11 protein-coding genes are annotated in these 13208 nt (G+C 57.6%); 9 read left to right on the top strand and 2 right to left on the bottom strand.

Features of this window, described 5'->3' with window-relative positions:
- The first annotated feature begins 12 nt into the window (after nt 1–12).
- The gene (locus ABRP31_RS13130; RefSeq protein ID WP_349972002.1) at nt 13–906 is read left to right on the top strand and encodes a metal ABC transporter substrate-binding protein; all 894 of its coding nucleotides are present in this window, start codon (nt 13–15) and stop codon (nt 904–906) included.
- A gap of 167 nt (nt 907–1073) precedes the next feature.
- Here the strand turns inward: ABRP31_RS13130 and ABRP31_RS13135 are convergent, their stop codons facing one another.
- The gene (locus ABRP31_RS13135) at nt 1074–2222 is read right to left on the bottom strand and encodes an aldose epimerase family protein (RefSeq protein ID WP_349972003.1); all 1149 of its coding nucleotides are present in this window, start codon (nt 2220–2222) and stop codon (nt 1074–1076) included.
- A gap of 342 nt (nt 2223–2564) precedes the next feature.
- Between ABRP31_RS13135 and ABRP31_RS13140 the strand changes: the two genes are divergently transcribed.
- The 7 genes from ABRP31_RS13140 to ABRP31_RS13170 all read left to right on the top strand — a co-directional run bounded on the left by ABRP31_RS13140 (nt 2565) and on the right by ABRP31_RS13170 (nt 9947).
- Nucleotides 2565–3287 carry a FadR/GntR family transcriptional regulator gene (locus ABRP31_RS13140; RefSeq protein ID WP_349972004.1) on the top strand — a complete coding sequence of 241 codons (723 nt, stop codon included), beginning with the start codon at nt 2565–2567 and terminating at the stop codon, nt 3285–3287.
- Between the two features lie 76 nt (nt 3288–3363).
- Complete coding sequence (locus ABRP31_RS13145; protein WP_349972005.1) at nt 3364–4242, top strand: SMP-30/gluconolactonase/LRE family protein; 879 nt, start codon at nt 3364–3366, stop codon at nt 4240–4242.
- Nucleotides 4243–4461: 219 nt separating this feature from the next.
- Nucleotides 4462–5478 carry a substrate-binding domain-containing protein gene (locus tag ABRP31_RS13150; RefSeq protein ID WP_087273472.1) on the top strand — a complete coding sequence of 339 codons (1017 nt, stop codon included), beginning with the start codon at nt 4462–4464 and terminating at the stop codon, nt 5476–5478.
- A gap of 186 nt (nt 5479–5664) precedes the next feature.
- Nucleotides 5665–7203, top strand: coding sequence for an L-arabinose ABC transporter ATP-binding protein AraG (araG, locus tag ABRP31_RS13155; protein ID WP_349972007.1), 1539 nt, complete (start codon nt 5665–5667; stop codon nt 7201–7203).
- A gap of 63 nt (nt 7204–7266) precedes the next feature.
- Nucleotides 7267–8232, top strand: a complete 966-nt coding sequence (gene araH, locus ABRP31_RS13160; protein ID WP_027902022.1) for an L-arabinose ABC transporter permease AraH — start codon at nt 7267–7269, stop codon at nt 8230–8232.
- A gap of 252 nt (nt 8233–8484) precedes the next feature.
- Entirely contained in the window at nt 8485–9000 is a 516-nt protein-coding gene (locus ABRP31_RS13165) for a sigma-70 family RNA polymerase sigma factor (RefSeq protein ID WP_087273475.1), read from the top strand.
- On the top strand, nt 8997–9947 hold the full coding sequence (locus ABRP31_RS13170) for a FecR domain-containing protein (protein WP_087273476.1): 951 nt from the start codon (nt 8997–8999) through the stop codon (nt 9945–9947). Before ABRP31_RS13165 ends, ABRP31_RS13170 begins: the two co-directional genes overlap by 4 nt.
- Before the next feature lie 170 nt (nt 9948–10117).
- Here the strand turns inward: ABRP31_RS13170 and ABRP31_RS13175 are convergent, their stop codons facing one another.
- The gene (locus tag ABRP31_RS13175; RefSeq protein WP_349972008.1) at nt 10118–11140 is read right to left on the bottom strand and encodes a substrate-binding domain-containing protein; all 1023 of its coding nucleotides are present in this window, start codon (nt 11138–11140) and stop codon (nt 10118–10120) included.
- Nucleotides 11141–11467: 327 nt separating this feature from the next.
- On the opposite strand from ABRP31_RS13175, the gene ABRP31_RS13180 reads away from it, so the two are divergent.
- Nucleotides 11468–13141 (top strand): ABC transporter substrate-binding protein, encoded by a 1674-nt coding sequence (locus ABRP31_RS13180; protein ID WP_087273480.1) that lies wholly within the window; start codon nt 11468–11470, stop codon nt 13139–13141.
- Nucleotides 13142–13208: the final 67 nt, after the last annotated feature.

Genomic DNA, 13208 nt, shown 5'->3' on the forward strand with positions numbered 1-13208 from the left:
AAGAGGAACGTCATGAAGCGATCAATGCTGTTGAGTTCGATGGCAGCCCTTGTGCTGTCCGCGTTCAGTGTTCTGGCCCAGGCCAAACCGCTGGAAGCTGTCGCGTCATTTACAGTTATTGCCGACATGGTGCAGAACGTCGGCGGCGAGCGGGTGCATGTCACTTCGCTGATCGGCCCCAATGGTGATCCGCATGTCTATGAGCCCAGCCCGGCCGACGCTCAGGCGCTAAAGAAAGCTGATCTGGCGTTTGTCAGCGGCTTGCATCTGGAAGGCTGGATGGATCGGCTGATCAAGGCATCAGGCTACAAAGGCGAACCAGTGGTGCTGTCCAACGGGATCAAGACCCGCAGCATGGAAGAGGACGGCCAGCGCATCACCGACCCACACGCCTGGAACAGCGCCGCCAACGCGGTGATTTACGTGCGCAATATCGTTGCCGCGCTGGAAAAGGCCGATCCCGCGGGTGCCAGCGTTTATCAGGCCAATGGCGAACGCTACACCGAGCAGCTTAAAGCGCTGGACAGCTACGCACGGACGCAAATCCAGTCGATCCCGGTGGCGCAGCGCAAAGTGCTGACCTCACATGATGCCTTTGGCTACTTCGGCGATGCGTATGGCGTCACGTTCCTTTCGCCACTGGGCTTCTCCACCGAGTCTGAAGCTTCGGCAGCGGATGTGGGCAAGCTGATCCGGCAGATCAAGGCGGAGCATGTCAGTGCGTACTTCTTCGAGAACTCCGGTGATCCGCGCCTGGTGAAACAGATCGCCGATGCCAGCGGTGCCAAGCCGGGTGGCGAGTTGTATGTGGAAGCGCTATCGCCAGCCAATGGGCCAGCGGCCAGCTATGTGCAGATGTTCAGGTACAACGTTGATCAGTTGGTCGCGGCGATGAAAGGCAAGTAACCCTCGGCTTTTACCAAAAATATAACTGCCCGATTTGGAATGATTTTATGTAGGAGCTCACGAGCAACGCGAGGCAGCGATAGCGCTGGATCAGACAGACCGCCATCGCGGCCTCGCGCTGCTCGTGCGCTCCTACAAACCTACCGTCTGGGCGGTCTCCTGCGTGTTTAGTGTGCTGAAAACTTAAACACGGTGGTCTGGGTATACGCCTTGCCCGGATCCAGCCGGGTGCTCTGGAATTTCGGCTGGTTCGGCGCGTCCGGGTAGTGCTGGGTTTCCAGAGTAAAGGCGCCCCAGTGCGGGTAGACCTTGCCGCCTTTGCCATGGATGCTGCCGTCCAGGAAGTTGCCGGTATACAGCTGCACGCCAGGCTCGCTGGTGAACAACTGGAGGCGTCGACCGGATTGCGGGTCGCTGACTTCGGCAGCCAGTTTGCTGACGTCGCCTTTAGTGTCCAGCACCCAGTTGAAGTCAAACCCGCCTTGTTTCGGCTCGGCATATTTCAATTGCTGATGGTCCGCCTTGATGTTCTTGCCGATGGCCGTAGGCGTCAGGAAATCCATGGGCGTGCCTTTGACCGCAGGCAGTTCGCCGGTGGGGATCAGCTTCTCGTTGACCGGCGTGTAATGCGAAGCGTGCAGGGTAGCGACTTGCTTGAGTACATCACCGTTACCCGCGCCCGCCAGATTGAAGTAGCTGTGGTTGGTCAGGTTCAGCACGGTGGGCTTGTTGGTGGTGGCGTTGTAGTGAATGCGCAGCTCGTTTTTCTCATTGAGGCTGTAGGTCACCTCGGTTTTCAGCTCGCCGGGGAAACCCATCTCGCCATCCGGTGACACATAGGTGAGTTTGACGCCCACCGAGCCGTCTGCATTGCTGGGTTCGGCTTTCCATACCCGCTTGTCAAAACCTTGGGTGCCACCGTGCAGGGCATTGGTCTTGTCGTTTTGCGGCACCTGATAGGTCTTGCCATCCAGGCTGAATTTGCCATCGGCCAAACGGTTGCCGAAACGGCCAATGGTTGCGCCGAAATAGACGGTGCCATTGTCCTGATAACCTTTCACATCATCGAACCCGAGCACCACATCCTCAACCTTGCCGTTCTTGTCCGGCAGGAGCAGCGATTGCAGGGTCGCGCCGTAGGTAATGATGTTGGCTTCCACGCCGTGGCTGTTGCGCAGGGTGTATTTCTCGACGGCAGTGCCATCGGCTGTCTTGCCAAAGGCGCTGTGTTCATTGGTAAGGCTGGCCGCGTTGGCCGTGAGGGTAGCGATCATCAAGGACAGTCCGAAGCTGCTGAGCAGTGAAGAGGGTTTCATTGAATGTACCTTTTTTGTTGTTGTGGTGGGCTGCACCGAACCTTCGATGCGGACCGGGTTCTTACTCATTACGTTTATTGGTCTGACTATTCATCCTATAAAAGCGAGTTATCAGGATTTATAGCCGATAAAACGCCACTTGAAAATTTAATCGTAATACTATTTGATGGTCGCATCGATTCTGTAGGAGCTGCCGGAGGCTGCGATTTGGTGTTTCACCAGTATTAGAGCCATCGCAGCCTTCGGCAGCTCCTACAAGCAACACCATAGGCAGGTTTGACAGCCAATCATGTGATGATTAGCCTCGAATCGCGGAAGTGACCGCGTAGTGAGGCGCAGCACATGAGCAATAATTTTCATGCGTCCACAGTCGATTGGCTGGGGGCGTGGATCGCGGCGGGCAACGTGCTGCCGGGTCAGGTGTTGAAAGTCGAAGGGGTGTTGGCTGAAGAGTTGGGTGTTAGCCGGACGGTGATCCGCGAAGCGATCAAGACACTGGTCGCCAAGGGACTGCTGGAAGTAGGGCCCAAGGTGGGCACCCGGGTTTTACCGTTGCGTAACTGGAATCTGTTCGATCCTCAGGTTGTGAGTTGGCTGGCACGCAAAGGATTGCCAGAAGATTTTGTGAAGGATTTGCTGGATTTGCGCAGGACCATCGAGCCCATGGCGGTGCGTTGGGCGTGCGAGCGGGCCAGCGCCGAGCAGATCAGCGAGATTCAGTTGGCGTATGCGGCATTGGCAGAATCGGTAGCGGACATGGGTGATTACAACCTGGCCGACCGGCGCTTTCATGAAGCAGTTCTGGCGGCCAGCCATAACCGCTTCATCGAGCAGATGTTGCCTGCGCTGGGTGCCTTGTTGGCGGTGTCGTTCGAGGTGTCGTCGGCGGTGCCAGGTGAGTTGGGTAAAACCTTGCCACTGCACAAGGACCTCGCCGACGCGATTGCCAGTCGTGATGCAGCACGTGGCGTCTGGGCCTGTATGACCTTGATCGAGCAGGCCGCCGGGGTGATTGCCGAATCGTTTGCCCGTCAGGCTTTGGCATCAAACAGCTTCACCGACTAACGTTGCACTGATAAACGAACACCCTGAAGCACCTATAAGAAGCACCTAAAAAAACAAGAACAAAGGACATTTTCATATGCAATGGCTGCCTGTTTCAGCGCACCGTTTCATGCTGGGCGAAGGCTCGTTCTGGGACGCAGAAACCCAGACCCTGTACTGGGTCGACATTGCGGCCCGACTGGCTTGCCGCCTGTTCGAAGAGCAGTATCAGCAATGGCATTTGCCCGAGCCGGTCTCGGCCTTCATCCCCACCCGCCGGGGCGACGCGCTGGTGACACTGGCTAGCGGCGTCTACCGTCTTGATCTGGATTCTCCTGGCTACACGCCAAACCTAACGCTGTTGTGCAAGGCCGACCCGGTTGCCGGCAATCGCGCCAATGAAGCCCGTTGCGATGCGCAAGGCCGCTTGTGGCTGGGCTCCATGCAGAACAATCTCGACGAGGAGGGCGGCGATTTGCCGATCACTCGACGTTCCGGCGGCTTGTTCCGGGTAGATGCCGATACTTCAGTCACGCCTTTGCTTGAAGGCCAGGGCATCGTCAATACACTGTTGTGGACTGCCAAAGGCGATGAGCTTTACAGCGCCGACAGTCTTGATGGTGTGATCTATCGCTACCCGATTCTTGCCGATGGAAAACTTGGATCGCGCTCGATGTGGGCGTCCGAGCACGCTCGCGGCGTGCCGGACGGCTCGGCGATGGATGTTGAAGGCTATGTATGGAATGCCCGTTGGGGCGGCAACTGCCTGATCCGCTTTGCGCCGGACGGGAGTGTTGAGCGGATCGTCGAACTGCCGGTCAGTCATCCCACCAGTTGCGTGTTTGGCGGCCCGGACATGACCACGCTGTATGTCACCAGCGCGGCACCGGGCGATGCTCACGGGCAATTCGACGGCGCGCTATTGGCGGCCGATGTTGGCATACAGGGCCTGTCGTCGACGCGTTTCGCGGGCTGACGGCGGTTATCAAAAGACTTGTTTCATTTCTCGAAAAGGAGCGTTCCATGTCGGTGCTTTAGCAGGCGTGACACTAGGTTACATTCCGGTCATTGATAATATGATATGACTGTTTTGTTCTTGTTTTGATGTCGATCCAGATTGCCTTCGGGTTCGGATGACCTCAACACAACTCATCGCTGGACGCTGTAGCTATTCAATAAAAATAAGGAGTTAGCTATGTTGAGTCGTCATGGGATCCGTTCCCTTTGCTGTGCCGCTGTTGCTACTGCTGTGCTGGGTTTGTCGGGTGGAGTTTCTGCTGCTGGCTCTACCGACCAGCCTGTCAAAATCGGCTTCCTCGTCAAACAGGCTGAAGAGCCATGGTTTCAAACCGAATGGGCCTTTGCTGAGAAAGCTGGCAAGGACCATGGTTTTGAAGTGATCAAAATTGCCGTCCCTGACGGTGAAAAAACCCTTTCCGCTATCGATAGCCTGGCCGCCAACGGTGCCAAAGGCTTCGTCATCTGCCCGCCCGATGTATCGCTTGGCCCTGCCATTGTTGCCAAGGCCAAAGCCAACGGCTTGAAAGTCATGGCCGTGGATGATCGATTTGTCGACTCCAGTGGCAAGTTCATGGAAGACGTCCCGTACCTGGGCATGGCCGCGTTCGAAGTCGGCCAGAAACAGGGCGAAGCCATGGTCGCCGAGGCGAAGAATCGTAACTGGGACTGGAAAGAAACCTACGCGATTATCAACACCTATAACGAGCTGGATACCGGCAAGAAGCGCACCGATGGTTCGGTAGATGCACTGAAGAAAGCAGGCCTCCCGGAAGACCATATCCTCTTCACAGCGCAAAAGACCCTCGACGTACCCGGCAGTATGGATTCCACCAACTCGGCATTGCCCAAACTGCCTGCCGCAGCGAAGAACCTGATCATCGGCGGTATGAACGACAACACCGTTCTGGGTGGTGTACGTGCAACGGCCGGCGCGGGCTTCAAGCCTGCGAACGTGATCGGTATCGGTATCAACGGCACTGACGCCATCGATGAATTGAAGAAGAAGGAAAGCGGCTTCTTCGGCTCGATGCTGCCAAGCCCGGATAAAGAGGGCTACAACACCGCGCTGCAGATGTACAAGTGGGTGACCACCGGCGAAGAGCCTCCTAAATACACCGCGATGGATGACGTGACACTGATCACCCGGGCGAACTTTCAGGAAGTACTGACCAAGATTGGTCTCTGGAAGTAGTAGAGCTGCGTGAGGTTCGCGCTCTGCGTTTCTCATGCTGAACTGTCTCGCACTACGGGACCCTGTAGGAGTGAGCTTGCTCGCGATGTCGGTATATCAGCGAATAAATTATCGCCTGACCCGGCGCCATCGCAAGCAAGCTAGCTCCTACAGGAATGGTGTTCGATCCTGATAATGGGAGGTTTCATGCAATCGCAAGCTACTGTCAAATCCGCCTCACAGCCTGTACCCGCAGGCAGCCTGCGCTTTAACGGTATCGGCAAAACCTTTCCCGGCGTGCGCGCACTGTCGGAGATCACTTTTGAAGCACGTCCCGGCAGCGTTCATGCGCTGATGGGCGAGAACGGCGCGGGCAAGTCCACGCTGTTGAAAATCCTTGGCGGCTCCTATCAGCCGAGCAGCGGCAACTTGTCGATTGGTGAGCAGGCTTACACCTTCAAATCCACCGCCGACAGCATTGCTGCCGGTGTCGCGGTCATTCACCAGGAACTGCAACTGGTGCCTGAGATGTCTGTCGCCGAGAACCTGCTGCTCGGCCACATGCCGAGCCGCTGGGGCATGGTCAACCGCCGCGCCATGTTGCGTCAGGCGCGGGAGCTGCTCAAAGGGCTGGCCGACGAGATTGATCCGTCGACCCGGCTTGGCGACTTGTCACTCGGTCAGCGGCAACTGGTGGAAATCGCCAAGGCCATGTCACGTAACGCCCATGTGATTGCGTTCGATGAACCCACCAGCAGCCTGTCGGCGCGGGAAATCGATCGCTTGATGGCAATCATCGTCAAGCTGCGGGACGAAGGCCGGGTGATCCTTTATGTGTCCCATCGCATGGAAGAAATCTTCCGTGTTTGCGATGCCGTCACGGTGTTCAAGGACGGGCGCTTCGTGCGCACGTTCGAAGATATGGCTGAGCTGGACCACGACCGGTTGGTGACCTGCATGGTCGGTCGCGATATTCAGGACATTTACAACTATCGGCCAAGACAGCATCAGGGGCCCGGCTTGCGGGTCACCGGGCTACTGGGGCCTGGTTTGCAGGAACCGGTGACGTTCGCCGTGCAAAAAGGCGAAGTGCTGGGCTTCTTTGGATTGGTGGGGGCTGGTCGTACCGAGATGTTCCGCATGTTATCGGGCCTGACGCGCAGCAAGTCCGGTACGTTGCAGATCGACGGCAAGAACCTTGAGCTTCGTTCCCCTCGTGATGCGATTGCTGCAGGAATCCTGCTATGCCCAGAAGACCGCAAGAAAGAAGGCATCGTGCCGCTCTCCAGCGTTGCCGAAAACATCAACATTGGTGCGCGTCCACGCCACGTGACGATGGGCTGCCTGATTCAGGGCCGCTGGGAGAAGAGCAACGCCAAACACCAGATTCAGGCAATGAACGTCAAAACCCCTTCGCCGGATCAGCAAATGCTGTTTCTCTCCGGGGGCAATCAACAGAAGGCGATCCTCGGGCGCTGGCTGTCGATGCCCATGAAAGTCCTGCTGCTGGATGAGCCGACGCGAGGTATCGATATCGGTGCCAAGTCCGAGATTTACCAGATCATCCATAACCTGGCGGCTGACGGCATTGCGGTAATCGTAGTGTCCAGTGACTTGATGGAAGTCATGGGTATTGCTGACCGGATTCTAGTCATGAGTGAAGGCGCTATTACCGGCGAACTCAATCGCGACGAAGCAAATGAAGCGCGTCTGTTGCAACTGGCATTGCCGCGAACCCGTGTCTGACACGGACCCGCTACGTGTCGCACAAGCAGAAAAACAAGAATGAAAAACAAGAAAGAGGTGCGTATGTCTACCGAATCCAGTCTGACGGCTCCGCGTCAGGGCCTTAACGTGCGTCGTTTCATTGATGACTGGGCGATGCTGATGGCCGCCGTGGGCATCTTTGTGCTCTGCACGCTTCTCATCGATAACTTCATGTCACCCCTGAACATGCGTGGTCTGGGGCTGGCGATTTCCACCGTGGGCATCGCCGCCTGCACCATGTTGTTTTGCCTGGCATCCGGGCATTTCGATTTGTCGGTGGGCTCGGTGCTGGCTTGCTCAGGTGTGATCGCCGGGATCGTGATTCGCGATACGGACAGCCTGTTTCTCGGCATCTCCGCCGCGTTGGCCATGGGCCTCGTAGTAGGGCTGATCAACGGGATTGTGATTGCCAAGCTGCGCATCAACGCACTGATCGCGACGTTGGCGACGATGCAGATTGTTCGTGGCCTTGCGTACATCTTTTCAAATGGCAAGGCGGTGGGCGTCTCCAACGAAGATTTCTTCGTATTCGGTAACGGCCAGCTGTACGGCGTACCGGTGCCGATTCTGATCACCATCGTGTGTTTTGCCTTTTTCGGCTGGCTGTTGAATTACACAACTTACGGGCGTAACTCCCTGGCGATTGGTGGTAACCAGGAAGCGGCGTTGCTGGCCGGTGTGCATGTGGATCGCACCAAGATCATTATCTTCGCGGTACATGGTCTGATCGGTGCGCTGGCGGGCGTGGTGCTGGCGTCGCGGATGACGTCCGGTCAGCCCATGATCGGGCAGGGCTTTGAGCTGACGGTGATTTCCGCTTGCGTGCTGGGCGGTGTGTCGCTGAGTGGCGGGATTGGCATGATCCGCCATGTGATTGCCGGGGTGTTGATTCTGGCAATCATAGAAAATGCGATGAACCTGAAGAACATCGATACGTTTTATCAGTACGTGATCCGCGGGTCGATCCTGTTGCTGGCGGTGATCATAGACCGGATGAAGCGGCGTTGAGATGTCGGGGAGACTTCCTGAGAGGTTATTTCAGGAAAGATTTTTAGCGCCCAAATCGTCCGGATGCGGCCCGGACCAAGCACCGCTCTCACACGGGGGAGTGCGATCTAATGTGGGAGCGGTGCTTTCCCGCGATTTGGGCGCCGCAAAACTGGCACACACCGCAAACTCAACAAATAAAGTTGGCGCTCGCCTCCGAACTAATTAGAATGATTCTCATTTTAAGTAGTGACTCACAGTGAGCGGTTGACGATGAGGGAAGCAGCAGGGCCGTTGGAGCCTACCCTGGAAAGTTTCTACCGCGATCATCGCAGCTGGCTGGAAAGCTGGCTGCGCGGTCGCCTTGGCAATGCATGGGATGCTGCCGATCTTAGTCAGGATACGTTCGTCAAAGTGCTGGCCAGCCAGCACAGCGAACCACTGAGCTCATTGCGTGAGCCGCGTGCTTACTTGCTGACGGTAGGCAAGCGCCTGCTGATCAACCACTACCAGCGTCGCAGCGTCGAGCAGGCCTATCTTCAAGCGCTGGCGACGTTGCCCGAACATGTGATTCCGTCACCTGAACAGCGTTGGGTTCTGCTGGAAACCCTGCAAGCACTCGATGAACTGCTCGACGCGCTGCCTTTGCCCGTGCGCCGTGCATTTCTCTGGGCGCAACTGGAAGGTCTCAATTACTCGCAGATTGCGGAGCGCTTGCAGGTCTGCGAGCGAACGGTAAAACGCTACATGGCTCAGGCTTACACTCATTGCCTGATGGTCGAGCTATGAACAGCGCTACGCAGTCCCGGCAGATTGCTGAAGACGCAGCAGACTTTCTGGTCCTGCTGGAGTCCGGCGGCGCCAATGCCGAAGACCGGGCACGCTTGCAGCGTTGGCGCGAGCAGTCCACTCATCACGAGCAGACCTGGCAGAAGGCTCAGGGCCTGCGTCAGCGTTTTGCCGGGTTGCCGCCAGAGTTGGCGATGGCCAGTCTTGATCGACCCGATTCTGGACGTCGTGCGGTGCTCAAACGCACGTTGATAGTCGCCGCTTTGTTGCCTGCTGGCTGGTTGCTGGCCCAGCAAACGCCGGTTGCCGCGTGGCGCGCTGACCTGCGCACTGCATCGGGGGAGCGCAGAGACTTACGTTTGCCAGATGGCAGCCTGCTTCAGCTGGACACCGCGACTGCTCTGAATATGGATCTGGAGCAGGGCAGGCGGCTATTGTCGCTGATTGAGGGCGAGATGGCGCTGAACATGGCCAGCAATGCCCCGGCAATGACCATCAAGACCGGTCAAGGGCTGGTGTTGGCGACTGGCGCCGAGTTGTGTATCCGTCAGCGCGGACAAAGCTGTCAGGTCTCGGTTTGGCGCGGCATGGTTGAACTCACTCCGCAGCAGGGTCAGTCGATGCGTTTGCAAGCCGGCCAGCGAGCGACCATGAGCGCAGACGCGATTACCTCGGTGCAGCCTTTCGATACCCGGCAGCCTGGTTGGCGGCAGGGAGTGCTAAGCGTGGAAAACCAGCCGCTGGGTCGCTTTCTGGAAAATCTGAGCCGCTATCGACCAGGCATCCTGCGCTGGGACCCAGCGCTGGAATCGTTGAGGGTCACCGGTACCTTCCGCCTGGATGACACTGACAAGATCCTGTTCCTGCTCGCTGCTACCTTGCCTTTGCAAGTGCAAACCCGGACGCGGTATTGGGTGACGCTAACGGCGCGCCAGGTTGCTGCGTGAGTTGGAAGACTGGTCTTTACAGGCGTTGTGCGGCAAACACAGGACCTGTAGGAGCTGCCGAAGGCTGCGATCACGGTGTGTCAGGATAAATGCTTCGCAGCCTTCGGCAGCTCCTACAGGAAATGCATTTCAATCCAGCAGTTTGCATGTTGTTTGATGAGTGAGGTATTTCAACTCAGTGGTTTGCAACAACTGCTATCCCGCACGGTGAGCACGGTCGGGAAGCGATGCGACTGCACCGGTTCACCCGCTATGCGTTGCAGCAGGGTCTCTACCGCGCGTACGCCTTGCGCATGCATGCTGGTGCTGATGCTGGTCAGTTGCAGGTGCGCAGCCAGCGGCGTGTCGTTATAGCCGACCACCGCGATATCCCGCCCAGCGACCAGACCGCGATTGCGCATGGCCCCGAACAGGCCGATCGCCAGGAAGTCGTTGACCGCAAAGATCGCCGTGGGCGGTTGTGCAAGATTGAGCAGGTATTCGCCCGTGCTGAAACCCGCTGCGGTGTCGAAGTGACCAGGCACAATGCATTCTGGCGCAATGATAATGCCGCGTTCTCGGTAGTAAGCGACAAAGCTCGCGGTGCGTTCGCTGGAGTTGCTGCTGTGCGCTTCGCCGGCGATCACCGCGACGCGAGTATGACCTTGAGTAAACAAGTGCTCAGCGGCGAGGCGACCTCCCATCTCGTCGTCCGAGGTCACTGAGCAATGCTGACCACGTCTGCGGCTGACCAGCACGAATGGTACTTGCCGCTCCGCCAGCTCCTCTAGAAATCCCGGTTCCGGGGTGCAATGCACATCGCTGATGATCAAGCCTTCAACATTACGCGCCAGGGCACGTTCGGCCAGTTCTCGCTGGCGTTCCGGACGATCGAGGGTATTGGCGACGAACGAGGTATAACGACGTGCGCTGGCGGCTTCGTCGATGCCTTCATAAACCGTGGCCAGCACGATGTCTGAAAGTCTCGGGACCAGAATCGCGATTTCTCGACTGTGCCGGGTCTTCAGGGTGCGTGCGTGGGTATTGGGTTGGTAATCAAGGCTGGCGGCGAGGGCGCGAATGCGTTCAATAGTGTCTTTGGACGCCGCCCGACCCGCATGATCCAGAGTGCCATTGAGCACGCGGGACACGGTTGAGACATGCACGTTGAGTTGCTGGGCTATACCGCGAAGCGTGGCTGGGCGTCTGTTCATAGGGGCATGCCTCGTAACGCGGGTGAGCAGGGCGCAATGTTCGCATTTCGCCAAATGATTCACGCAGTTTTGTCGCGAATTCTGATGTGCGCAGGGTCTTTGCGCCAGCATGGAGCGCTGCGTACCAAAAGATTGCACGAACCGCTGCGCAACACTACCCAAACGTTTGGGTTATTTTTTTCAGTGTTTTTTAATGTTTTGTAACTGACTGAAAAGCATCATTTATTTCTCTAAATGCTGCGCGATGCTATTTGCGCTGGAAAAAGTTGGTATGCCCATTGCGTTGCACCTGTCAGCTCTCCTTACCTGACTGATGGGAAACTCGCCATGACGCATGCTTCAGTAACCCGCGCACGTAGTTTGACCCGACTGGCTCTTGCTTGCTCGGTAGCGATCAGTGCTATGTCGCCATTGGCGGCGATGGCCGACAGCACTTTGCGTATTGCCATGACCGCAGCAGACATTCCGCTGACTCACGGCCAGCCGGATCAGGGGTATGAAGGCAACCGTTTCACCGGTATCACTATGTTTGACTCATTGGTCGAGTGGGATTTGTCCCAGGCCGAAAAGCCCAGCGCATTGGTGCCGGGGCTTGCCACCGAGTGGGCGGTCAACCCGGATGATCACACCAAGTGGATTTTCAAGCTGCGTCCCGGTGTGAAGTTCCACGACGGCTCGGCTTTCAACGCTGATGCTGTGGTCTGGAACGTTAATAAGGTGCTCGACAAACAGGCCCCGCAATATGCCCCTGGACAGATTGGCGTGACCGTATCCCGCATGCCGACCTTGCGCAGCGCCAAGAAGATCGATGACCTGACCGTCGAGCTGACCACCAGCGAGCCGGACGCGGTACTGCCGTACAACCTGACCAATCTGTTCATGGCTTCGCCCGTGGCCTGGCAGAAAGATTTCGATGCTGTGCCAGCCACCACAACCGACCCCGCCGAGCGATCCAAGCAAGCCTGGACCGCGTTCGCCAGCCACTCTTCGGGCACCGGCCCGTTCAAGATGAACCGTATGGTGCCGCGTCAGGTACTGGTGCTGGACAAGAACCCGGACTACTGGGACGCCAAGCGTGTGCCCAAGGTTGATCGCGTCGAGTTGATCCCGTTGCCAGAAGCCAACGCCCGAACCGCGGCGCTGTTGTCCGGTCAGGTGGACTGGATTGAAGCGCCCGCGCCGGACGCCATGGACCAGATCAAAAGCAAGGATTTCAAGATTTACTCGAACGCTCAGCCGCACCTGTGGCCATGGCAGTTCTCCTTCGCACCGGGTTCGCCATGGCTGGACAAGCGTGTCCGTCAGGCAGCCAACCTGTGTCTGGACCGCAGTGAACTGAAGGCTTATCTGGGCGGCTACATGCAGGAAGCCACCGGGACCTACGAGAAGGACTCGCCGTGGTACGGCAACCCGTCCTTCAAGATCAAATACGATCAGGAGGCCGCGCAGAAACTGATGACCGAGGCCGGTTACAGCAAAGCCAAACCGATCAAGGTCAAAGTGCTGACCTCGGCTTCCGGCTCGGGGCAAATGCAGCCGTTGCCGATGAACGAGTACATTCAGCAGAGCCTCAAGGGTTGCTACTTCGACGTGGAAATCGCCGTCACGGAGTGGAACACCCTGTTCAGTGGCTGGCGTCTGGGGGCTAAAGACCCGGCAGCACAAGGCGCCAATGCGATCAATGTCAGCGCAGCTGTGATGGACCCGTACTTCGGCATGGTGCGCTTTGCCAGCGAGAAAGCCTTCCCGCCGGTTTCCAACAACTGGGGCTATTTCGCCAACCCGGAAGTCGAGAAGCTGATCACGACCGTGCGCAACTCCTTCGACCCGAAAGCGCTGGATGAAGCAGCCGGTAAGCTCAACGCCGCGATCGTCGATGAGGCACCGTTCCTGTACGTCGCGCACGACGTAGGCCCACGTGCCATTTCGCCAAAAATCAAAGGCGTGGTGCCGGCGCAGAGCTGGTTCATCGACCTGACGCTGGTCTCCAAACAGGACTAAGAAGCCTGAGACCTTCAGCGGGTCCTCCAGGATTGCGCAGAACCTGTGGGAGCGGTGCTTGCCCGCG

Source organism: Pseudomonas caspiana (genome assembly GCF_040224095.2).
GTDB lineage: Bacteria > Pseudomonadota > Gammaproteobacteria > Pseudomonadales > Pseudomonadaceae > Aquipseudomonas > Aquipseudomonas caspiana.

Excerpts from the sequence above, each read along its gene's own strand:
- ABRP31_RS13130 (WP_349972002.1), top strand. The coding sequence starts at position 13 with ATGAAGCGATCAATGCTGTTGAGTTCGATGGCAGCCCTTGTGCTGTCC.
- ABRP31_RS13135 (WP_349972003.1), bottom strand. The coding sequence starts at position 2,222 with ATGAAACCCTCTTCACTGCTCAGCAGCTTCGGACTGTCCTTGATGATC.
- ABRP31_RS13140 (WP_349972004.1), top strand. The coding sequence starts at position 2,565 with ATGAGCAATAATTTTCATGCGTCCACAGTCGATTGGCTGGGGGCGTGG.
- ABRP31_RS13145 (WP_349972005.1), top strand. The coding sequence starts at position 3,364 with ATGCAATGGCTGCCTGTTTCAGCGCACCGTTTCATGCTGGGCGAAGGC.
- ABRP31_RS13150 (WP_087273472.1), top strand. The coding sequence starts at position 4,462 with ATGTTGAGTCGTCATGGGATCCGTTCCCTTTGCTGTGCCGCTGTTGCT.
- araG (WP_349972007.1), top strand. The coding sequence starts at position 5,665 with ATGCAATCGCAAGCTACTGTCAAATCCGCCTCACAGCCTGTACCCGCA.
- araH (WP_027902022.1), top strand. The coding sequence starts at position 7,267 with ATGTCTACCGAATCCAGTCTGACGGCTCCGCGTCAGGGCCTTAACGTG.
- ABRP31_RS13165 (WP_087273475.1), top strand. The coding sequence starts at position 8,485 with ATGAGGGAAGCAGCAGGGCCGTTGGAGCCTACCCTGGAAAGTTTCTAC.
- ABRP31_RS13170 (WP_087273476.1), top strand. The coding sequence starts at position 8,997 with ATGAACAGCGCTACGCAGTCCCGGCAGATTGCTGAAGACGCAGCAGAC.
- ABRP31_RS13175 (WP_349972008.1), bottom strand. The coding sequence starts at position 11,140 with ATGAACAGACGCCCAGCCACGCTTCGCGGTATAGCCCAGCAACTCAAC.
- ABRP31_RS13180 (WP_087273480.1), top strand. The coding sequence starts at position 11,468 with ATGACGCATGCTTCAGTAACCCGCGCACGTAGTTTGACCCGACTGGCT.